At 75.2% G+C, this 19,270-nt stretch carries 20 protein-coding genes; 14 read left to right on the top strand and 6 right to left on the bottom strand.

Annotated features, from left to right (window positions below; all coding sequences use genetic code 11):
• Positions 1–376 precede the first annotated feature (376 nt).
• From ACFVU9_RS04900 to ACFVU9_RS04860, 9 genes are all read left to right on the top strand, one after another.
• Positions 377–1,525 carry a PP2C family protein-serine/threonine phosphatase gene (locus ACFVU9_RS04900; RefSeq protein ID WP_387589957.1) on the top strand — a complete coding sequence of 383 codons (1,149 nt, stop codon included), beginning with the start codon at positions 377–379 and terminating at the stop codon, positions 1,523–1,525.
• A 369-nt stretch (positions 1,526–1,894) separates the two neighbouring features.
• Positions 1,895–4,132, top strand: coding sequence for a SpoIIE family protein phosphatase (locus tag ACFVU9_RS04895; RefSeq protein ID WP_387589954.1), 2,238 nt, complete (start codon positions 1,895–1,897; stop codon positions 4,130–4,132).
• A 245-nt stretch (positions 4,133–4,377) separates the two neighbouring features.
• Positions 4,378–5,727, top strand: a complete 1,350-nt coding sequence (locus ACFVU9_RS04890) for a sensor histidine kinase (RefSeq protein WP_387589967.1) — start codon at positions 4,378–4,380, stop codon at positions 5,725–5,727.
• Positions 5,711–6,124 (top strand): roadblock/LC7 domain-containing protein, encoded by a 414-nt coding sequence (locus tag ACFVU9_RS04885; protein ID WP_363648005.1) that lies wholly within the window; start codon positions 5,711–5,713, stop codon positions 6,122–6,124. The genes ACFVU9_RS04890 and ACFVU9_RS04885 overlap by 17 nt, the downstream gene beginning before the upstream one ends.
• Positions 6,121–6,468 (top strand): DUF742 domain-containing protein, encoded by a 348-nt coding sequence (locus ACFVU9_RS04880; protein WP_380436874.1) that lies wholly within the window; start codon positions 6,121–6,123, stop codon positions 6,466–6,468. The genes ACFVU9_RS04885 and ACFVU9_RS04880 overlap by 4 nt, the downstream gene beginning before the upstream one ends.
• Before the next feature lie 4 nt (positions 6,469–6,472).
• Complete coding sequence (locus ACFVU9_RS04875; RefSeq protein ID WP_380436872.1) at positions 6,473–7,090, top strand: ATP/GTP-binding protein; 618 nt, start codon at positions 6,473–6,475, stop codon at positions 7,088–7,090.
• Positions 7,087–8,553, top strand: a complete 1,467-nt coding sequence (locus ACFVU9_RS04870) for a cytochrome P450 (protein WP_380494031.1) — start codon at positions 7,087–7,089, stop codon at positions 8,551–8,553. The genes ACFVU9_RS04875 and ACFVU9_RS04870 overlap by 4 nt, the downstream gene beginning before the upstream one ends.
• Positions 8,517–9,632 carry a cytochrome P450 gene (locus ACFVU9_RS04865; protein ID WP_387589948.1) on the top strand — a complete coding sequence of 372 codons (1,116 nt, stop codon included), beginning with the start codon at positions 8,517–8,519 and terminating at the stop codon, positions 9,630–9,632. Before ACFVU9_RS04870 ends, ACFVU9_RS04865 begins: the two co-directional genes overlap by 37 nt.
• Before the next feature lie 43 nt (positions 9,633–9,675).
• Positions 9,676–9,933: a hypothetical protein gene (locus ACFVU9_RS04860; RefSeq protein WP_387589945.1), complete on the top strand. Its 258-nt coding sequence runs from the start codon at positions 9,676–9,678 to the stop codon at positions 9,931–9,933.
• Positions 9,934–9,979: 46 nt separating this feature from the next.
• On the opposite strand, the gene ACFVU9_RS04855 is transcribed toward ACFVU9_RS04860, so the two are convergent.
• Positions 9,980–10,789, bottom strand: a complete 810-nt coding sequence (locus ACFVU9_RS04855; protein WP_387589942.1) for an isocitrate lyase/phosphoenolpyruvate mutase family protein — start codon at positions 10,787–10,789, stop codon at positions 9,980–9,982.
• 11 nt (positions 10,790–10,800) lie between these two features.
• Positions 10,801–11,307, bottom strand: a complete 507-nt coding sequence (locus ACFVU9_RS04850; protein ID WP_380436862.1) for a carboxymuconolactone decarboxylase family protein — start codon at positions 11,305–11,307, stop codon at positions 10,801–10,803.
• A gap of 148 nt (positions 11,308–11,455) precedes the next feature.
• Between ACFVU9_RS04850 and ACFVU9_RS04845 the strand changes: the two genes are divergently transcribed.
• From ACFVU9_RS04845 to ACFVU9_RS04835, 3 genes are all read left to right on the top strand, one after another.
• Entirely contained in the window at positions 11,456–12,238 is a 783-nt protein-coding gene (locus tag ACFVU9_RS04845) for an NRDE family protein (protein ID WP_387589939.1), read from the top strand.
• A 117-nt stretch (positions 12,239–12,355) separates the two neighbouring features.
• Positions 12,356–12,547, top strand: a complete 192-nt coding sequence (locus tag ACFVU9_RS04840; protein ID WP_380436858.1) for a hypothetical protein — start codon at positions 12,356–12,358, stop codon at positions 12,545–12,547.
• Between the two features lie 163 nt (positions 12,548–12,710).
• The gene (locus ACFVU9_RS04835) at positions 12,711–13,631 is read left to right on the top strand and encodes an undecaprenyl-diphosphate phosphatase (protein WP_380436856.1); all 921 of its coding nucleotides are present in this window, start codon (positions 12,711–12,713) and stop codon (positions 13,629–13,631) included.
• 4 nt (positions 13,632–13,635) lie between these two features.
• Here ACFVU9_RS04835 and ACFVU9_RS04830 read toward each other — a convergent pair whose 3' ends face one another.
• On the bottom strand, positions 13,636–14,325 hold the full coding sequence (locus tag ACFVU9_RS04830; RefSeq protein WP_380505579.1) for an alpha/beta fold hydrolase: 690 nt from the start codon (positions 14,323–14,325) through the stop codon (positions 13,636–13,638).
• A 110-nt stretch (positions 14,326–14,435) separates the two neighbouring features.
• On the opposite strand from ACFVU9_RS04830, the gene ACFVU9_RS04825 reads away from it, so the two are divergent.
• Together ACFVU9_RS04825 and ACFVU9_RS04820 are read left to right on the top strand one after the other, a co-directional pair.
• The gene (locus ACFVU9_RS04825) at positions 14,436–14,960 is read left to right on the top strand and encodes an STM3941 family protein (protein ID WP_387589935.1); all 525 of its coding nucleotides are present in this window, start codon (positions 14,436–14,438) and stop codon (positions 14,958–14,960) included.
• Positions 14,961–14,968: 8 nt separating this feature from the next.
• Complete coding sequence (locus ACFVU9_RS04820; RefSeq protein ID WP_387589932.1) at positions 14,969–16,393, top strand: PLP-dependent aminotransferase family protein; 1,425 nt, start codon at positions 14,969–14,971, stop codon at positions 16,391–16,393.
• 159 nt (positions 16,394–16,552) lie between these two features.
• Here the strand turns inward: ACFVU9_RS04820 and ACFVU9_RS04815 are convergent, their stop codons facing one another.
• From ACFVU9_RS04815 to ACFVU9_RS04805, 3 genes are all read right to left on the bottom strand, one after another.
• Entirely contained in the window at positions 16,553–16,726 is a 174-nt protein-coding gene (locus tag ACFVU9_RS04815) for a DUF6126 family protein (protein WP_329927495.1), read from the bottom strand.
• Between the two features lie 10 nt (positions 16,727–16,736).
• Positions 16,737–17,372 carry a helix-turn-helix domain-containing protein gene (locus tag ACFVU9_RS04810; RefSeq protein ID WP_380436848.1) on the bottom strand — a complete coding sequence of 212 codons (636 nt, stop codon included), beginning with the start codon at positions 17,370–17,372 and terminating at the stop codon, positions 16,737–16,739.
• Positions 17,373–17,442: 70 nt separating this feature from the next.
• Positions 17,443–19,155 (bottom strand): pyruvate dehydrogenase, encoded by a 1,713-nt coding sequence (locus tag ACFVU9_RS04805; protein WP_387589964.1) that lies wholly within the window; start codon positions 19,153–19,155, stop codon positions 17,443–17,445.
• Positions 19,156–19,270 lie beyond the last annotated feature (115 nt).

The raw sequence follows: 19,270 nt of genomic DNA, 5'->3' as shown, positions 1-19,270 counted from the left end.
GGAGAGAATGCTCCGGAGCGCGCGGGAAGTCGGCGGGATGAGGGCGGCGCGGAAGGTCGGCAGGATCGACTTCCCGTGCGGGGGAAGGAGGTTGGCGAGGGCGCGGGAGGGCCTGGGGGCGGGCTGTGGCGGTCCGGAAGGCGCGGGAAGTCGGCGGGGGCGACTTCCCATGCGGGGGAAGGAGGTTGGCGAGGGCGCGAGAGGACCTGGGGGCGGGCTGTGGCGGTCCGGAAGGCGCGGGAAGTCGGCGGGGGCGACTTCCTGTGCGGGGGCTCGGGGGTGGGGGCGGAGGGAACGTTTCTGCTGGGGGCTAGTGTGGCGGGGCTGACTGGGGGGTCATGACCGGGGACCGCCCACCCGTTTGGTGGAGGTCCTGTTGCCCGCGCTGGTCGGGAGGGTGCGGCGGTGGTACGGGCGGCTGTTGGACGGGGACGCTCGGGCCGGGCGGGACGCGCTCGTCGTGCTGCTGGTGCTCACGGTGGTGCTCGGGCTGCTGCCGCTCGCGTTGCCGTACAGCTGGCCCCCGTCGGCGCTCGTGCTGCCGCTCGTGGTCGGCGGGCTCGTGCTGCCGCGCGGGCGGTTGCTGGTGCTCGTGTGCGCGGCCCTCGCGGGCAGTGCGCTCGGGGCCGCCCTGCAGGACCCGCACTGCGTACGGCTCGGGGTGACCCTCGTCCTCGCCGCCACCGGGGCGACGGTGCTGGTCGCGAACCGCTTCCGGCACCGGCTCGGGCTGCGCGGCACCCAGGGCGACTCCATCCTCCTGGAACTCGCCGAACACGCCAGGACCCTCGCCCGGCTCCCCGACCGCCTCCTCGACTGGCACTTCGACAGCGCCCTCGCCCCCGCCGGCGGCACCTCCTTCTCCGGGGACTTCCTCCTCTGCACCCACCGCCCCGAGGACGACCTGCTGGAGCTCCTGCTCGTGGACGTGTCCGGGAAGGGCAGCCGGGCCGCCGCGCGGTCCACGCACCTGTCGGGCGCCTTCGGGATGCTGCTGGGGCGGGTGCCGCCGGAGGCGTTCCTGCCGGCGGCCAACGACCACCTCGTCCGGATGGGCTGGGACGACCACTTCGCGACGGCGGTCCACCTCGCGCTGCGTCCGGCCACCGGCGACTACCGCCTCTTCAACGCCGGCCACCCGCCGGCCGCGCGCTTCCGCCGGGCGGACGGCGGCGGCTGGGACCTCGCCGCGCACGGGGGCCCGGCGCTGGGCCTGATCCCCGGCGCCCCCTACCCGGCGTCGACCGGGCGGCTGGCGCACGGGGACTCGCTGCTGCTGTTCAGCGACGGCCTGGTGGAGGTGCCGGGCCGGGACCTGGACGAGGGTGTGCTCCGGCTGCTGGCCGCTGCGGAGCCGGAGCTGCGGACCCACCGCACGCAGCAGGAGCTCACGCGCGGCGCGGCGGAGCAGCTCGTACGGACCGTGGCGCGGGATGTCGCGGACGACCGGACCCTGGTGCTGGTGCGTCGGCTGGGGCCCGCAGGTGTACCCGCCCCCGACCTCCCCGGACGCGGAAAACGCTGAAGGGAGGGGAGGGAAGGGGAACGGAGCGGAGGGGAAGCAGGGAAGGACGCGGAGGCACGAAGGCCGCAGCGGCGCACGGCGTGGGAAGTGTGGGCTGCCGGCTGCTCGGGCCGTGAGCGATCGAACAAGGCTCGCCGGGGTGCCCGTGCGCCGCTGCGCGGACGCGGGGGAGGGAGAAGCACCGCCCCCGCGGGCAGGCGTCGCGCTGGGGGAAGGCGCGCGGGGGCGGGGGCTTGCCGGGGCTGCGCCGGCTCGGAGTGCGCGCGGGTCGGGTGGGGGTGGGAACCGGCGGTGGGGGTGGGGGCGTGGCAGGCAGGGTGGGGGGTCGCCGGGGGCTCGTGGGGTGGGGAAATGGGGTATGAAGAATCAATGGCTCCCGTCGAGGATGAGAACCGCGCGGTGCGCAGTGCGATGCGCTGCGTGCGGTTATTGCTGGGCTGCACGACGGCGGCCGAGATGCTGGCCACCGTCCTCGCCGACGGGCCCAGTTGGATCACCGGGGAGGGTTCCGCGCTGTACCTGCTGGACTCCGCCGGGATGCTGCGGCTGACGGCCTCGCACGGGCTGCCCGGGTGGGCGCACGAGCGGTACGGGACCATCGATCCGGGCAGCGACCTGCCGGCCGCGGCGGCGCTGCGGCTGCGGCGGCCGTACCTGTTGTCGCCCGAGCACACGAGTGCCGACTACCCGAACGAGGACGCCGGGCTCGGCACCGGGATGGTCGCGGTGATCACCCTGCCGATGATCGTGGACGAGCGGCCGATCGGAGTGCTGGCGCTGGCGCTGGCCCACCGGGGCACGGTGCCGCTGCGCGACCTGGACGTGCTGGAGACGATCGGCGACGCGTGCGCGCACCGGCTGGCGCACCTGCTCGATCACGCGGACGGCCGACTGCCGCAGAGCGCCCAGGCTCCGGCGGGGCCGGCCGGGGCACCGGGCCGCCCGGTGCTGTCGCTCGCCGCGCGGGCCGCGCGGCACGGGGCGTTCGAGCGGGACCTGGTGACCGGCGAGACCGCGTGGGACGCCGAGGCGTTCCGGGTGACGGGCCAGCCGGTGGCGCCGGACGGCTCGGCGCCGGAGCTGGAGCGGATCGTCCACCCGGAGGACCTGCCGGACGTGCGGGCGGCGATGGCGGAGGCGCTGGCCGTCGGGGGGCCGTACCGGATCGAGTACCGGGTGCTGCGCCGGGGCGGCGGGGTGGTGCGGGTCGAGGAGTCCGGCGAGGTGATGCTGGACGTCCACGACCGGCCGGTGCGCGTCGCGGGGCTGCTCGCGGAGCACGGCGACGCGCTCGCCGGGGAACGCGCGGGGCAGGAGGAGCCGCAGGACGGACCGGCGCGGCAGGACAAGGCCGGGGCGGCGCGGACGGCGCTGCTGCTGACGCTGACCCGGGCGCTGTCGCGGGCGGTGACCGTGCGGGACGTCACCGCCGCCGTGACGGACGTGGCCCGGCCGTCGTTCGGGGCCGCGAGCATCGTGCTGGACCTGGTGGACGAGGGCCGGCTGCTGCCGGTCACGCACACGGTCTACGGGGGCGCGCGCCGCTCGGAACCGACCCGGCTGGCGGACCTGTCCGAGGACGTGATGCAGTCCTCGCTCACCCGCTCCGCCCCGCTGTTCAGCGAACCCGGGCGAGGCGAACCCGGGCGAGGCGCGCCCGGAGGCACGACCGGAGGCCCGCCCGGGGGCCCGGCCGGGAGCCCGGCGGCCTGGGCGGTGCTGCCGCTGGTCGCGTCCGGACGGCAGGTGGGCTCGTGCCTGATCACCTTCGCCACCGAGCGGAACTTCGGCCGCGAGGACCGCACCCTGTACTCGGCGTTCGCCGGCATCCTGGCGCAGTCGCTGGAGCGGGCCCGGCTGTACGACACCCACCACCACCGCGCCGGCGAGCTGCAGCGCGCGATGCTGCCGCGCACGCTGCCCCGCCTGCCGGGCATCGCGAGCGCCGCCCGCTACCTGCCGAGCACCGAGGGGATGCAGATCGGCGGCGACTGGTACGACCTGCTGAAGCTGCCGGACGGCCGGATCGGTCTGGTGATCGGCGACGTGCAGGGGCACAACGCCGAGGCGACCGCGGTGATGGGCCAACTGCGCAGCGGCCTGCGGGCGTACGCGACGGACGGGCACGATCCGGCGGCCACCCTGGCGCGGACCAGCCGGCTGCTGGCCGAGCTGGACACCGAGCTGTTCGCGACCTGCCTCTACCTGACCCTGGACCCGGCGGACGGCCGGCTGACCGCGGCCCGGGCCGGCCACCCGGCGCCGGTGCGGATCGCCGGCGCGAGGGCGGTCGAGCTGGATCTGCCGGGCGGCCCGCCGCTGGGGGTGGACCCGGGGCAGCCCTACGACCTGACGACCGGCCGGCTCGCGGAGGGCGAGACGCTGCTGGTGTACACGGACGGGCTGGTGGAGGACCGCGAGGAGGACTACGACGAGTCGGTGCAGCGGATGCTGGACGGGCTGGAGCTGTGGGCCCGGCAGACCGGTCCTGGCCGGATCGGTCCGGCGCCCGCGCTGGAGCGGCTGGCGGACCTGCTGACCCTGAACGTGACGGAGCGCCGCTCCCGGCCGGACGACGTGGCCCTGCTGCTCCTGCACCGGATGTGATCCCGTCCGCAACACCGTGCACACGTTCCCCACACATCCCGGGGCGCGACTCGGCCATCCCGCACGTGTCCGAAGTGTCCGAGTAGGGAGGAACCGCGGGGGAAGTGTGGTCGCCCGGCGGCCCGGTCGGGGGCGAACGAGGTTGGATTGGCGCCGAATTGACTGGATATTGACGAGATCCGGTCACTTGGCGAGATCCGTTCACACCTTCGTAGGATCATCGCCCTAGAATTCGCCGCGTGACGATGACTCAGTGGTGCGCAACGGCAGCCGGCGTGCTCGCGGCGCTCGCCCTCGTGACCGCCGCCCGCTACCACGCGGTCTCCGTCACCCACCGGCGCCGGGCCGAGCGGCTGCGCCGCGACGTCGCCCGGCTCCAGGAGCAGCTGGCCGCCGAACTCTCCCGCCGGGGCGAGGAACTGGCCGTCGTCCAGCAGGAGCAGGAGCACACCGCCTCCACCCAGCGGGCCTTCCTCAGCGTGGCCCGCCGGATCCTCGTCATGGCCCACGACCAGCAGGCCCTGCTCGACGAGATGGAGCGCACCCACGACGACCCGGCGCTGCTGGAGGGCCTGCTCAAGGCCGACCACGCGGCGGCCCAACAGGCCCGGCTGGCCCAGACCCTGGCCGTGCTCTGCGGGGCGCGGGCCGGACGGCACTGGCCCGAACCCGTCTCGCTGGAGGACGTCGTCCGCGGCGCCCAGTCACGCATCCTGCCGTTCCAGCGGGTCGTGGTGCGCAGCCGGATCGAGACCGCCGTGGTCGGCGCCGCCGCCGAGGCGCTGATCCACGCCGTCGCCGAGCTGCTGGACAACGCGACCCGCTACTCCCCGCCCAGCACCCAGGTGTTCGTCACGCTGATGCCGGTGCACAACGGCGCCGTCATCGAGATCGACGACGGTGGCGTCGGCATGCCGGAACAGGCCGTCGCCAAGGCGGGCGCCGCGCTGGCCGGCGGCAGCACGCTGGAGGTGTCCCGGCTGGGCGAGGTGCCGCAGCTGGGCCTGGCGGCGGTGGGCCGGCTCGCCGAGCAGTACGGCTTCCGGGTCACGCTCAGCTCGGCGCCCTCCCCGTACGGGGGCGTGCGCGTGGTCGTTCTGCTGCCGAACGCGCTGCTCACCGAACCGCTTCCGCCGACCGTCCCCGGCCTCGGGCCGGACGACCGGGTGTTCGGCGCCGGCCCCTACCACTCCCCCGTGGTGGGCGGGCACCCCCTGCTGGACACCCCACCGCTCGCACCCCCCCTGGCCGCCGGGCCTCCCCCCTCCGCCGGTCTCCCCTCCGCCGGTCTCCCCGCCGGCGGTCCCCCCTTCGCCGGTCTCCCCGCCGGCGACCCGGCCCCGCCGCCGCTGCCCCGCCGGAGCCACCGGCGCGACCGTGCCGGCACGACCGCGCAGCACGCCGCTCCCCCGCCTCCGCCGCCCGCGCCGCCGTACCGCTCGGCCCGGGACGCGCAGGCGTTCATGGCGATGTTCCAGGCCGGCACCGCCAGCGGCCGCTCGGCCGCCCGGGCCCAGGCCCACGACGACCCGTTCCGTCCCGCGTCCCCCCGACTTCCCCAGCGCTCCGGAGAGTTCCATGACCACCACCCCTGATCTCGGCTGGCTCCTCGCCGACATCGTCGCCGTGCCCGAGGTCCAGCACGCCGTCGTCGTCTCCAACGACGGCCTGGAGATCGGCCGCACCCCGGGCATCGTGCGCGAGGACGCCGAGCGGCTCGCCGCCGCCTGCTCCGGCCTGCAGTCGCTGGCGCGCGGGGTCGCGGTGGGCTTCGGCGGGCCCGCCAGCGCCACCCGGCAGATCATCATCGAGTACGGGGGCGGGTACCTGTTCATCGTCGCCGCCGGGGCGGGCGCGCACCTGGCCGTGGTGACCGGCGAGGCGGTCGACGCCGGGCTGGTCGCCTACCAGATGCAGGTCCTGGTCGAGCGGATCGGCACCCACCTCACCAGCCCGCCGCGGGTCGACCACGCGGCGGGGGGCCCGCGGTGAACGGGCCGGTCCGCCCGTACGTCATCACCGGCGGCCGCAGCCGCTCCACCCGGCCCGAGCTGGCGGTCGAGAGTCTGGTCAGCGCCTTACCGGACCTGCCCGAACTCCCCGACCACGCTCCGCTGAACCGGGAGCACCGGCGCATCCTCGGCCTCTGCCGCAGCCTGCTGTCCATCGCCGAGGTGGCGGCCCACCTGGTGCTGCCGCTCGGCGTCGTCAAGGTGCTGGTCGGCGACCTGTGGGACCTCGGCGCCGTGCAGGTGCTCCCGCCCGTCCCGCAGGCCGAACGCCTGCCCACAACACTCCTGGAAGAGGTGCTCGTTGGCCTCCGCCAACTCCGCTGAAGCCGTGCCCGCCGAAGCCGTGCCCGCCGAGGTGCCCGCCGACCCGCAGTACCTGCCGTCCTCCGTCCAAGGGGCGGTGAAGATCCTGGTCACCGGCCCGTTCGGGGTCGGCAAGACGACGCTGGTCGGCTCGCTCAGCGAGATCACCCCGCTGCGCACCGAGGAGACGATGACGGCCGCGAGCAGCGGCGTCGACGACCTCGCGGGGCGCGGCGACAAGACGACGACCACGGTCGCGCTGGACTTCGGCCGGATCACGCTCAACCCGCGGCTCGCGCTGTACCTGTTCGGCACGCCCGGGCAGCAGCGGTTCTGGCCGCTGTGGGAGGACCTGTCGCGCGGCGCGCTCGGCGCCATCGCGATGGTCGACCTGCGCCGGCCGGACGAGAGCTTCGAGGTGCTCGGCCGGCTGGAGGAGCAGCGGATCCCGTTCGCGGTGGCCGTCAACGTCTTCCCGGACACGCCGACCTACCCGGAGGAGGAGCTGCGCTCGGCGCTCGACGTGCTGCCCGAGGTGCCGATCCTCTACTGCGACGCGCGCGACCGGCGGCAGTCCTACGACCTGCTGATCGACTTCGTGGACCACCTGCACCGGACGTCCGTGCTGGAGCTCCAAGGATGAACGCGCCCGAACCGCCGACCACGTCCGGGTGCCCCGTCGGCCACGGCGGCGGCCTGCCCGCCGGAGTGCCCGCGGGCGGCCCGCTGACGCCGCTGTACGGCGCCGCCGTCGCCGAGGACCCGCACGGCCTGTACGCCCGGCTGCGCGCCCGCTACGGACCGGTCGCGCCGATCGAGCTGGAGCCGGGGGTCGAGGCCTGGCTCGTCCTCGGCTACCCCGAGCTGCTCGAACTCACCCGCAACGAGACGCTGTTCTCCAAGGACTCGCGCCGCTGGCGGGTGCCCGCCGAGGGCCGGCTGGCGGCCGACTCCCGGCTGCTGCCGATGACCGCGTGGCGCCCCACCCTGCTCAACCTGGACGGCGCCGAGCACCAGCGGCTGCGCGCCGCCGTCGCGGACACGCTCGCCCAGATCGACCACCACCAGCTACGCGGCACCACCGAGGCCGCCGCCAACGGACTCATCGACAGCTGGGGCCCGGACGGCACCGCCGACCTGGTCGCGCAGTACGCCCGCGCGCTGCCCCTGCTGGTCTTCACCCAGCTGGTCGGCCTGCCCGCCGCGGCCGGCCCCCGGCTGATCGAGCTGATCAGCCACTTCGTCGACAGCGGCGCCGAATCGGTGCGCGCCAACGCCGAGTTCCAGGCCATCCTGGTCGACCTGGTGCGCCGCCGCCGGGCCGCCCCGAGCGCCGACCTCACCTCCTGGCTGCTCGCCCACCCGGCCGGGCTGACCGACGAGGAGGCGGTGCACCACCTGGTGGTGCTGCTGGTCGCGGGCAACGAGACCAGCATCAACTGGACCGGCAACACCCTGCGGCTGCTGCTCACCGACCGCCGCTTCCGGGCCACCCTCACCGGCGGCCGGCTCACCGTCTCCGACGCGCTGGAGGAGGTGCTCTGGCGCGACCCGCCGACGCAGAACTTCCCCGGCCGCTGGGCCACCACCGACACCGTGCTCGGCGGCCAGTACATCAGCGCCGGCGACATGCTCGTGCTCGGCCTGGCCGCCGCCAACGCCGACCCGGCCGCCCAGGGCGTCGCCGCCGCCGCGCACGGCTCGCTCGGCGGCAACCGCGCCCACCTGGCCTGGGGCGCCGGCCAGCACGTCTGCCCGGCGCAGCACCCGGCCAGGATCATCGTCGAGACCGCCGTCGAGACCCTGCTGCACCGGCTGCCGGACCTCCAGCTCGCCGTCCCGCCGGTCGAACTGGCCTGGCGTCCCTCCCCGTGGTCGCGGGCACTGCTCAGCCTGCCGGTGCTCTACAGCGCCTTCACCCCGCCCCGACCGCCCGCCCCCGAGAGGCCCGCATGGACACCGCCGACGCTCCCCGAGGAACCGGCCCCCGGCCCGTCCGACTCGACCCCTTCGGACGGGACCAGCACAGCGAGAACGCCCGGCTCAGGGACGCCGGCCCGGCGGTCCTGGTGGAGCTCCCTGGCGGGGTGGTGGTCTGGGCGATAACCCACCACGACACGCTCCAGGCGCTGCTCGCCGATCCGCGCGTCGGCAAGAACGCCCGGCTGTGGACGGACTTCCGGGAGGGCCGGCTGCCCGAGGGCTGGCCGCTGCTCAACTTCGTCACCGTGCCCGGGATGGTCACCGCCGACGGCGACGACCACCGGCGGCTGCGCGGGCTCGTCAGCCAGGCCTTCACGCCGCGCCGGATCGCCGACCTGGCGCCCGCGATCGACGCGCGGGCCGTCGCCCTGCTCGACGCCGTCGCCGAGCTGGAGGGCCCGTTCGACCTGCGCGCGCACTTCGCGTACCCGCTGCCCATGCAGGTGATCGGCGAACTGCTCGGCCTCGCCGTCGAGCAGCAGGACGACCTGCACGAGCTGTCCGACACGCTCGTCTCCAGCTCGGCCACCCCGGCCGCCGCCGTCGCCGCGCAGCGGGACCTCAACGCGCTGCTCGCGTCCGTCGTCGCGGCCAAGCGGGCCGAGCCCGGCGACGACCTGACCACCGACCTGATCGCCGCGCGCGAGGCCGGCGACGGGCTGAGCGAGGCCGAACTCGTCGGCACGCTGCTGCTGATGCTGGTCGCCGGGCACGAGACCACGCTCAACCTGATCACCAACGCCGTCCGCGCCCTGCTGGCCCACCCCGAGCAGCTGCGGCTGGTGCTGGACGGCGAGCAGCCGTGGTCGGCGGTGGTCGAGGAGACGCTGCGGTACGACTCCCCGGTCGGGCAGTTCCCGCTGCGGTACGCGATCGAGGACATCGAGGTCGGGGACGTGGTGATCCGGCGCGGGGAGGCGATGCTCGCCTCGTACGCGGCGGCCGGGCGCGACTCCGGGCACCACGAGGACGCCGACGCCTTCGACCTCACCCGCCGGCCCAACCGGCACCTGTCGCTCGGGCACGGGCCGCACTTCTGCCTCGGCTCCGGGCTGGCCCGGCTGGAGGCGGAGACGGCGCTGCGCCACCTGTTCGAGCGCTTCCCCGGCCTCGCCCTCGCGGAGGACGCGGAGGGCGCGGAGCCGGAGCCGATCGCCTCGTTCGTCAGCAACAGCGTGCGGACCCTGAGGGTGACGGTCTGAGCCGTCCGGTTACCCGAGGGCGGCCCGGGTCGTTCGGCAGGGCATGAAGAAACTCGCCACCCTGGCCGCCCTCACCATGGCGGGCCTCGCGCTCGCCGCGCCCGCCGCCTCCGCCACCAGCCAGACCGCCGCTTCCCCGGACGCCGCCGGCGGTCTCACCGACGGCCTCACCGTCTCCCCCGCCGACCTCGCCATCCACACCGCCGGCCAGCTGCCGGTGGTCGGGCACACCGCCCAGGAGGTGGAGAAGATCGGGACCAACCAGATGACCCACCCCGGGCTCAGCGGGCAGATCGGCTGACCGACCCCCGTGCGGTCAGCCCGTCCGCCGTCGCCGGCAACGGCGTTCAGCCCTGGAAGAGCCCGTTGAGCTCCGGGTAGGTCAGCCCGCCGTCGAGGGCGGTGTACGTGCCGCTCGCGTACACCTCCTCGGCGGCCCGGCGGACCGCCGCGAACGCCACCTTGGCGAGGCCGGGACCGAGGCTCACCCGCGCGACGCCGAGCTTCGCCAGCTCCGGGACGGACGGCGAGCCGGGCGCGGCCAGGACGTTGAGGGGGGCGGGGACCGCCCGGACCAGCGCGGCGATCGTCTGCGGGTCCGCCACGCCGGGGGCGAAGACGCCGTCCGCACCTGCCTCGACGTAGGCCCGCAGCCGGCGCACCGCCTCGTCCGGCCGGCCCTCCGGCTCACCGAGCTGGTGCAGGAAGACGTCGGTCCGCGCGTTCACGAAGAGCGGCACGCCGGCCGCGTCCGCCGCCGCCCGGGCCGCCGCGATCCGCTCGGCCGCCTCGTCGAGCGGACGGCCCTCGTCCTCCAGGTTCACGCCGACGGCGCCGGTGCCGAGCAGCGCGGTCACCGTCTCGCCGACCCCGGCGGCGGTCCGCGCGTAGCCGCTCTCCAGGTCGGCGGTGACCGGCTGCTCCACAGCGCGGACGACCAGCGCGGTCTGCGCCAGCACCAGGTCGCGGTCGGCGCCGCCGCCGTCCGGGCTGCCGAGCGTCCAGGAGACGCTCGCACTGGCCGTCGCGACGGCCCGGGCGCCGGCGTCGGCGACCAGGCGGGCGCTCACCGCGTCCCAGGCGTTGGCGAGCACCAGCGGCTCGCCGGCGCGGTGCAACTCGTGCAGGAGCCGGGCCTTGTCCTGCTGGCTCGTCACGGCGGTTCCCCTCACTTCGCGGCCGGGCTGAGGCGCGAGGTCACGCCGATCCGGTTCCAGGCGTTGATGGTCGCGATCAGGGCGATCAGCTGGGCGAGTTCGGCCTCCTCGAAGTGGGCGGCGGCCTCGTCGTAGACGGCGTCCGGCACGTGCCCCCGGGTCAGCAGGGTGACGGACTCGGTGAGCGCCAGGGCGGCGCGCTCCTTCGCGGTGAACCACGGGGTCTCGCGCCAGGCCGGGAGCGAGATCAGGCGGTGGTCCTGCTCGCCGCCCTGCACGGCGTCGGTGGCGTGCATGTCGATGCAGAAGGCGCAGCCGTTGATCATCGAGGCGTGGACCTTGACCAGCTCGGCGAGCCGGGGGTCGAGGCCGGTCCGGGAGGCGCGGTCCACGGCGATCATCGCGGAGTAGTACTCGGGGGCGAGCCGGTGCATCGCGAGGCGCTGAGCGGGCGCGGGGACCGGCGCGTCCGCGCCCTCTGCGGTCCCGTGCGCCGCGGTCTCGTTCGTCGTCGTCATGATCACCAGCCTAGGGACGGAGTGGCCCTACCGCCTGGTGCATTCACGTGCGGCGTTCCTGGGCCACTTTCCGGGCCCCCACCACTGTTCCGATAGGCGAACTGGCGTGCGAGGATCGCTGAACAGAGCGAAACCGGGGGACAGGATCGTGTGTACGGCGTTCGTCAGCATCGAGCCGGGGTCTGCGGTGCCCGTCCTGCTCCTCTCCGTCCGGGACGAGTACCTCGGGCGCCGCTGGCTCCCGCCGGCCCACCACTGGCCGGAGCACCGGGGGCTGGTCGGCGGGCTCGACCTCGCCGCCGGCGGCACCTGGCTCGCCGCCGACCCCGGGCGGCGCTCTGCCGCCTGCCTGCTCAACGGCTTCGGGCCGCTCGCCCCCGCCGAGACGCGGCTCTCCCGCGGCCGGCTGCCGCTCACCGCCGTGCGCGAGGGCGGCGTCGGCCACCTCGACCTCACCCCGTACGACCCGTTCCACCTCGTGCTGGCCGGTCCCGACGGCGCCCGGGTGGCCAGTTGGGGCGACGGGCGGCTGGTCGAGCACCACCTGCCCACCGGCCTGAGCGTCGTGCTCAACGACGGCCTGGAGGGCCGCGCCCACAGCCGGACCACCTCCGAGCGGATCCGCGCCGTGATGGCCGCCCGCGCCGCGCACTTCCGGGCCCGCTTCGAGGCCGAGCCCCGGCCCGAGCCGGGCGGCGCCGGGACCGTCGAGGACGCGTGGGGCGCCTGGCTGCCGGTCGTCTCCGGGGACGGGCTCGCGCCGGACGACGACGCGGCGCTCGTCCAGCGGCGCGACTTCGGCGACGGGCGGATCTGGGGCTCGTCCTCGATCTCGCTGCTCGCCCTCGGACCGGACCGGCTGCGCTACGACTTCGGGCCGGCGCCGGTGGCCGCCGGGGAGGCGGCGTGGCAGCGGGTGGCGCTCGGCTGACCCGGGCCGGTTCGGGGGCCGTCGGCGGATTCGGGGCCCGTCGGCGAACGAACGCTTGAACCTGCCGCAGCGGGAGGTTGCATCGTGGTGCCTCGTCGACCACGAGGGAGGACCACGATGAACCGCCCCCGCCCCGCGGACGTGCTGCCCGCCGCCCTGCTGGTGGCCGGCACCGCGCTCGTCGCCGCGGGCGCCGCGCTGGCGCTCAGCCACGCGGCCGAGCGCGCCGTGTCGTCCGGGGTGCTGCTCGCCGTGTGGGTGCACGTGCTGCTCACCCACGCGCCGGCCGCGCACCCGGCCGCCGCCTGAGCGGGCGCCCGAACGCCGGGTGCCCGAACGCCGGTCGCCCGGCCCGGGTTTCGGCGAGACGTCCACTCGGTGAATTTCCGGCCTCAGACCTGCCGGGCGTCTACATCCCCGTAGTAGCTTCGCCGGGGCTCCCCCTGATCAGACCTCCGAGCGAAGGTGCGCGATGTCCACCCTGACCTACCCGGAAGCGATAGGCGTCGGCCTGCTGCAGGGTGTGACGGAACTCTTCCCGGTCTCCAGCCTGGGCCACAGCATCCTGCTGCCGGCGATCATCGGCGGGAAGATCCAGCACGACCTGGACATGACCGCCGAGGGCTCCCCGTACCTCTCCGTGCTGGTCGGCCTCCACCTCGCCACCGCGCTCGCGCTGGTGGTCTTCTTCTACAAGGACTGGCTCCGGATCATCAGCGGCCTGATCAGCTCGATCCGCCACCGCCGCGTGGAGACCCGCAACGAGAAGCTGGCCTGGCTGCTCATCGTCTCCACCATCCCGGTCGGCATCGCCGGCCTCGCCTTCGAGAAGGCCCTGCGCAACGCCCTCGGCAAGCCGATCCCGGCCGCCGTCTTCCTCGCCCTCAACGGGCTCGTGCTGCTCGGCGCCGAACGCCTCAAGCGCGGCGGCACCGGCCGCCGGCGGGCCGGCCACGCCGCCCCGGTGGCCGACGAACCCGGACTGGACCCGGCGATCGCCTCCGACCACCGGCTCGCCCGGCTCGGCTACAAGCAGGGCGTCTGGATCGGCGCCGCCCAGATCCTCGCGCTCTTCCCCGGCATCAGCCGCTCCGGCGTCACCATGAGCGCCGGCATCCTGCGCGGGCTGCACCACGAGGACGCCGCCCGGTTCTCCTTCCTGCTCGCCACGCCGGTGATCATCGCCGCCTCGGCGCTCAAGGTGCCCGAGCTGTTCAAGCCGGAGAACTCCGCCGTCCTCGGCCCGGTCGTGGCGGGCAGCATCGCCGCCTTCGTCGCCGGGTACGTGTCGGTGCGCTTCCTCACCAAGTACTTCGAGACCCGCAGCCTGACGCCGTTCGCGATCTACTGCTTCGTGGCCGGCGTCGGCAGCGCGGTCTACCTCTCGCTCTAGTTCCTCACAACTCCTGGAGGACGGCCGCGAGTTCGTGCGGCTGGGAGAACATCGGCCAGTGGCCGGTGTCCAGTTCGACCAGCCGCCACCGCTCGCCCGCCAGCAGCTCGGCGGCCCGGCCGAACGGCTCGGGCCAGTCCAGCAGGCACTTGACGTACGTCACCGGCAGCTCGGGCAACGCGTCGCCCAGCACGGCCGGTTCGGTCAGCGAGGCGCCCGGGTGCGGCGTCGAACCGGCGACGATCCGGGCGACCTGCTCGTCGGTGAGGCCCTGGCCGGCGAAGTCCCCGGCCGCGAGCGGCGGCCACCAGCCGCCGTTCCGCGCGATCGCCACCGCCACCTCCTGGCCGTTCCCGGCCACCGAGACGAACGACTCGCCGTCCCGCGGCACGTCGGCGTCCACGAACACCACCCGGGCCAGCCGCTCGCCGATCCGCTCGGCGGCCTGGCCCACCGGGATGCCCGAGTAGCTGTGCCCGACCAGGACGACGTCGCGCAGGTCGAGCCGCTCCACCTCGGCCACGATGTCCCGCACGTGGACCTCCTGCCCCGCCGGAGCCACCCCGTGCCTCTCCGCGAGCCCGGACAGCGTCAGCGGGTACGCGCCGTGCCCCGCCGCGCGCAGCTCCGCCGCCACCTCGTCCCACGCCCACGCGCCGAGCCACGCGCCTGCCACGAGTACATAGTTCGCCATGGGCGGCACGGTAGCGCGGGGATGTGACACCACGCAGGCGGAGCCCGCCGACGGACGACAGGCCCACCCGGGTCCGACCGGTCTCCGGCCGGGCGCTACCGTGACCGGCCGTGATCAACGAAAACCCGCCTCCGACCGTCTACGCGCTGTCGAGACGCAACGCGCTCCTCCTCCTGCTCGCCTCGCTCGGCTTCACCGTCGGCGGCGCGCTGCTGCTCTGGCACCACGCCACCGTCAAGGGCCTCGTCGGCGGTGCCCTGGCCGTGCCGTTCTTCGGGTTCTGCTCCTTCGCGCTCGCCCGCCGGCTCGTCCGCAACCGGCCCGAACTGGTGCTGGACGCCGACGGCCTGGAGCACGTCCAGCTCGGCCGCATCGCCTGGAGCGAGATCGCCGCCGTGGGGATCCGCAGCATGACCGTCCGCGGCAGCACCCAGCGGATGATCGCGGTCGTGCTGCACGACCCGGCGGCCTACCTGGCCCGCGCGCCCCGGCTCGTCCGGGCGAGCGCCGGCCTCAACCGCTCCCTCGGGTACGGACCCGCGAACATCGCCGCCAACACCATCCCCGTCCCGCTCGAAGAGGTCCTCGCGGCGATGCACCGCCACCACCCGCGGCTCGGCGCCGACGCGGGATAATCCCGTCGATGAGCACTTCGTGGAGCGCGTTCGGCGGCGACCTGCACCTCGACCTCACCGGGCGGCGCGCCGCCGGGACCGGGCTGCGGGCCGCCCTGGAGGACGCGCTGCGCGAGGCCGTCCAGGACGGGCGGCTCGCCCCCGGCACCCGGCTGCCGTCCTCACGCGCGCTCGGGGAGGACCTCGGGATCGCCCGCAACACCGTCGTGGAGGCGTACGGGCAGCTCACCGGCGAGGGCTGGCTCACCTCCCGGCAGGGCTCCGGCACCACCGTCGCGGAGCGCGCGGCACCCCGGCCGCCGGCGCCCAGGGCCACCCCGCCGGTGCGGGAACGCCCGGCCGCGCGCCACGACCTGATGTCCGGCCGGCCCGACCTGTCGCTCTTCCCGCGCACCGCCTGGCTCGCCGCCGCCCGCCGGGCGCTGGCCACCGCCCCGCACGAGGTCCTCGGGTACGGCTCGCCGCTCGGGCGCCCCGAGCTGCGGGAGGCGCTGACCCACTACCTGGCGCGCGTGCGCGGGGTCCGCACCGACCCGGACCGCCTGCTGGTGTGCAGCGGCGTGACGCAGGGCCTGGGGCTGCTCTGCGCGGCCCTGCGGGACCGCGGGGCCGGCGCCCTCGCCGTCGAGGAGTACGGCCTGCCGCCGCAGCTCGCCGTCGCCCGGGCGGCCGGGCTCGCGACCGTACCGCTCCCGCTGGACGACGCGGGCGCCCGGGTGGAGCTGCTCGACGACCGGGTCGGGGGCGTCCTGCTCACCCCCGCCCACCAGTTCCCCACCGGCGCGCCGCTGGCCGCCGACCGGCGGGCGGCGGCGGTGCGGTGGGCGCGCGAGCACGACGGGTACGTCGTCGAGGACGACTACGACGGCGAGTTCCGCTACGACCGGCAGCCGCTCGGCGCGATGCAGGCGCTCGACCCCGAGCGCGTGGTGTACGCCGGGACGGCCGCCAAGAGCCTCGCCCCGGGCCTGCGGCTCGCGTGGCTCGCCCTGCCGGACGCGCTCGTCGAACCGGTGGCCCGGCTGAAGCAGCTCGCCGACATCATGTCGCCGGTGCTCGACCAGCTGACGCTCGCCGAACTGATCGCCTCCGGGACGTACGACCGGCACGTGCGGCGCTGCCGGCTGCACTACCGGCGGCGCCGCGACCGGCTCGTGGCCGCCCTGGCCGAACACGCCCCGCACGTCCGCGTCACCGGCATCGCGGCGGGACTGCACGCGGTGCTGCGACTGCCGGCGGACGGACCGTCGGAGGCCGAGCTCCTGGCGCGGGCGGCGGCCGCCGGGGTGTCGCTCAACGGGCTCTCGTGGCACCGGGCGGACGGGGGCGTCGCGAGCGGGCCGCCGTCGCTGGTGATCGGGTACGGGACTCCTGCGGAGCACGCGTTTCCGGCTGCGCTGTCGGCGCTGTGCACGTTGCTGCGCGGCAGGTGAGTGCAGGGTGCTGCGCGGCGGCTGGGTGCGGCTCCGCGCCTTCCGTTTCGCGCAGTTCCCCGCGCCCCTTTCGGGGCCCAGGGAACGAGAGAGAGGGGATTGAGGAGGATGGCTAGGGGACAGGGACGCGGGGATCGGAGCGGCTGTCCCATGTCTCAACTACTTGTTGCGGCCGCCGAGTTCGAACAGCAGCATGATGAAGCCGGCGAAGGCGTGGATGCCCGCGGTGTAGATGACCAGGCGGACGGCGACGCGGCGGTTGGCCCACTTGCCGGCGTCGATGGTCTTGGGGGCCTCGGGCGTCGAGGTGTGGGTGGTCGGGTCAGCGGCCATGGTTGCCTCCTCAGTGCGGTGCGGCAGGGCCGCCGCCGAGGCAGAGTTCGCCACCGGGGCTCTGCAGCAGGGTGTGGACGAAGAGCAGCTCGACCCCGTGCGCCGACTCGGCGGCGATGCAGTGCGGGGTGAGCGAGTCGAAGTGGGCGGAGTCGCCGACGGCCAGGTGGTGGACGCGGTCGCCGAGGGTCAGCCGCAGGGCGCCCTGGAGGACGTACAGCCACTCCTCGCCCGGGTGGACCCGGACGACGGCGTCCTGCACGCCCGGCGGCACGTGGACCCGCAGGGCCTGCATGGCCCGGCCGGGGGCGCCGGCCCGCCGGTAGCCCCAGCCGCCGGCCCGGCCGGGCTCGATGACGCCGCCGCGGACCACCGGGTCGGGTTCGGTCATCGCCTCGCCCAGCAGCCCGGAGACGGACGTGCCGTAGGCGCGGGCGAGGCCGAGCAGGACGGGCAGCGACGGCTGGCGCCGGCCGGTCTCCAGCCGGGACAGATAGGCTGGGGACAGTCCGACCCGGGCGGCCGCCACCTCCAGCGTGAGGCGGCTGCTGTGCCGGTGCTCGCGGAGCCTGGCGGCGAGGCCGGCGACCTCCTGGTCGTCGAGCTGCTCGCCTGCGGCGGGGGCGCCGGTGGGGCTGGTGGTCATGTGACCAGTGGACACCTCGCGTGCCGCACGGGCAAGAAATTTGCCCCTCAGGCAAATCCGCGCGGAGGGCTCAGGGCCGCGGGATGTTGCGCAGGTTGCTCCGGGCCAGGTCGATCATGCGTCCCACCCCGCCGGAGAGCACCGTGCGGCCCGCCGCCAGGGCGAAGCCCTTCAGCTGGGCGGCCGTGATGTGCGGCGGGATGGACAGCGCGTTCGGGTCGGTGACCACGTCGACCAGCGCGGGCCCGGGCCGCTCCAGTGCCTCGGCCAGCACCTCCCGCACCCGGGCCGGCTCGGTCACCCGTTTCGCCGGGATGCCCATCGCCCGCGCGATCCCGGCGTAGTCCACGTCGCCGTTGTCGATCTGCCACTCGGGATAGCCGGAGACGAGCATCTCCAGCTTGATCATGCCGAGCGCGCCGTTGTTGAAGACCACGGTCTTCACCGGCAGCCGGTGCTTGGCCACCGTGAGCAGCTCGCCGAGCAGCATGCCGAGCCCGCCGTCGCCCGCCATCGCGATCACCTGCCGCCCGGGGCAGGCGAGTTGGGCGCCGATCGCGTGCGGCAGGGCGTTGGCCATCGAGCCGTGCAGGAAGGAGCCGATCACCCGGCGGCGGCCGTTCGGCTGGAGGTAGCGGGCGGCCCAGACGTTGTTCATGCCGGTGTCCACGGTGAACACCGCGTCGTGGGCGGCCACGTCGTCGAGCACCGAGGCGACGTACTCGGGGTGGATCGGCAGGTGCGACTCGATGTCCCGGGTGTAGGCGCCGACGACGTCCTCCAGCGCCTTGCAGTGCTTGCGCAGCATCTCGTCCAGGAACGACCGGTCCGGCTTCGGCTCCAGCAGCGGCAGGACGGCCCGCAGGGTCGCGGCGACGTCCCCGTGGACGGCCAGCTCCAGGACCGTCCGGCGGCCCAGCCGGGTGGCGTCGTGGTCGACCTGGACGGTGCGGGCCTGCGGGAGGAACGAGTCGTACGGGAAGTCGGTGCCGAGCAGCACCACCAGGTCCGCGCTGTGCAGGGCCTCGTGGCAGGCGCCGTAGCCGAGCAGGCCGCTCATCCCGACGTCGTACGGGTTGTCGTGCTGGATCCACTCCTTGCCGCGCAGCGAGTGGCCCACCGGCGCGTTCAGGGCCTCCGCCACGGCCAGCACCTCGGCGTGCGCGTCCCGGACGCCGGCGCCGCAGAACAGGGTCACCCGGCGGGCCGGGTTGAGCAGTTCGGCGAGCGCCCGCACCTGCGCCCAGGGCGGGGCGGCGACGGCCTGCTCGGTCAGGAAGTGGCCGCTGCCGGTCGGGCCGGCGGCGGGCAGCGCGGCGACGTCCCCGGGGAAGGCGAGGACGGAGACGCCGCGGGCGCCGAGCGCGTGCTGGATCGCGATCCGCAGCAGGCGGGGCAGCTGGGCGGGGGTCGAGAGCATCTCGCACCAGCTGCTGCAGTCGGTGAACACCCGCTCGGGGTGGGTCTCCTGGAAGAACCCGGTGCCGATCTGCCCGGACGGGATGTGGGAGGCCAGCGCGAGGACGGGCAGGCCGCTGCGCTGGGCGTCGTACAGGCCCTGCACGAGGTGGGTGTTGCCGGGGCCGCAGGAGCCGGCGCAGACCGCGAGCCGGCCGCTGAGCTCGGCCTCGGCGGCCGCGGCGAACGCACCGGCCTCCTCGTTGCGGACGTGCACCCAGCCGATGCCCTCCGCGCGGCGGATGGCGTCGACGACCGGGTTGAGGCTGTCGCCGACGACGCCGTAGACCCGCTCCACGCCGGCCTGCCGGAGCACTTCCACCATCTGTTCGGCCACGCTCGCCACGGGGTCTCCTCGATCGGCTGCCGGATGACGCGGGACACCTGCACCCTCCGGGGAGGGGGGTGCAGGTGCACGGCGGGGAGGCCGAACGGGTGAA

The sequence above is a fragment of the Kitasatospora sp. NPDC057936 genome, from assembly GCF_042887525.1.
Lineage (GTDB): Bacteria > Actinomycetota > Actinomycetes > Streptomycetales > Streptomycetaceae > Kitasatospora.
The sequence above is the reverse complement of the archived record's forward strand: the minus strand, read 5'-3'. Positions and strand labels throughout refer to the sequence as shown.

Bases quoted from the DNA above. Each gene is read 5' to 3' on its own strand.
- ACFVU9_RS04895 (WP_387589954.1), top strand. From the start codon at position 1,895: ATGGCTCCCGTCGAGGATGAGAACCGCGCGGTGCGCAGTGCGATGCGC.
- ACFVU9_RS04890 (WP_387589967.1), top strand. From the start codon at position 4,378: ATGACTCAGTGGTGCGCAACGGCAGCCGGCGTGCTCGCGGCGCTCGCC.
- ACFVU9_RS04885 (WP_363648005.1), top strand. From the start codon at position 5,711: ATGACCACCACCCCTGATCTCGGCTGGCTCCTCGCCGACATCGTCGCC.
- ACFVU9_RS04870 (WP_380494031.1), top strand. From the start codon at position 7,087: ATGAACGCGCCCGAACCGCCGACCACGTCCGGGTGCCCCGTCGGCCAC.
- ACFVU9_RS04860 (WP_387589945.1), top strand. From the start codon at position 9,676: ATGAAGAAACTCGCCACCCTGGCCGCCCTCACCATGGCGGGCCTCGCG.
- ACFVU9_RS04850 (WP_380436862.1), bottom strand. From the start codon at position 11,307: ATGACGACGACGAACGAGACCGCGGCGCACGGGACCGCAGAGGGCGCG.
- ACFVU9_RS04840 (WP_380436858.1), top strand. From the start codon at position 12,356: ATGAACCGCCCCCGCCCCGCGGACGTGCTGCCCGCCGCCCTGCTGGTG.
- ACFVU9_RS04835 (WP_380436856.1), top strand. From the start codon at position 12,711: ATGTCCACCCTGACCTACCCGGAAGCGATAGGCGTCGGCCTGCTGCAG.
- ACFVU9_RS04830 (WP_380505579.1), bottom strand. From the start codon at position 14,325: ATGGCGAACTATGTACTCGTGGCAGGCGCGTGGCTCGGCGCGTGGGCG.
- ACFVU9_RS04820 (WP_387589932.1), top strand. From the start codon at position 14,969: ATGAGCACTTCGTGGAGCGCGTTCGGCGGCGACCTGCACCTCGACCTC.
- ACFVU9_RS04815 (WP_329927495.1), bottom strand. From the start codon at position 16,726: ATGGCCGCTGACCCGACCACCCACACCTCGACGCCCGAGGCCCCCAAG.
- ACFVU9_RS04810 (WP_380436848.1), bottom strand. From the start codon at position 17,372: ATGACCACCAGCCCCACCGGCGCCCCCGCCGCAGGCGAGCAGCTCGAC.
- ACFVU9_RS04805 (WP_387589964.1), bottom strand. From the start codon at position 19,155: ATGGTGGAAGTGCTCCGGCAGGCCGGCGTGGAGCGGGTCTACGGCGTC.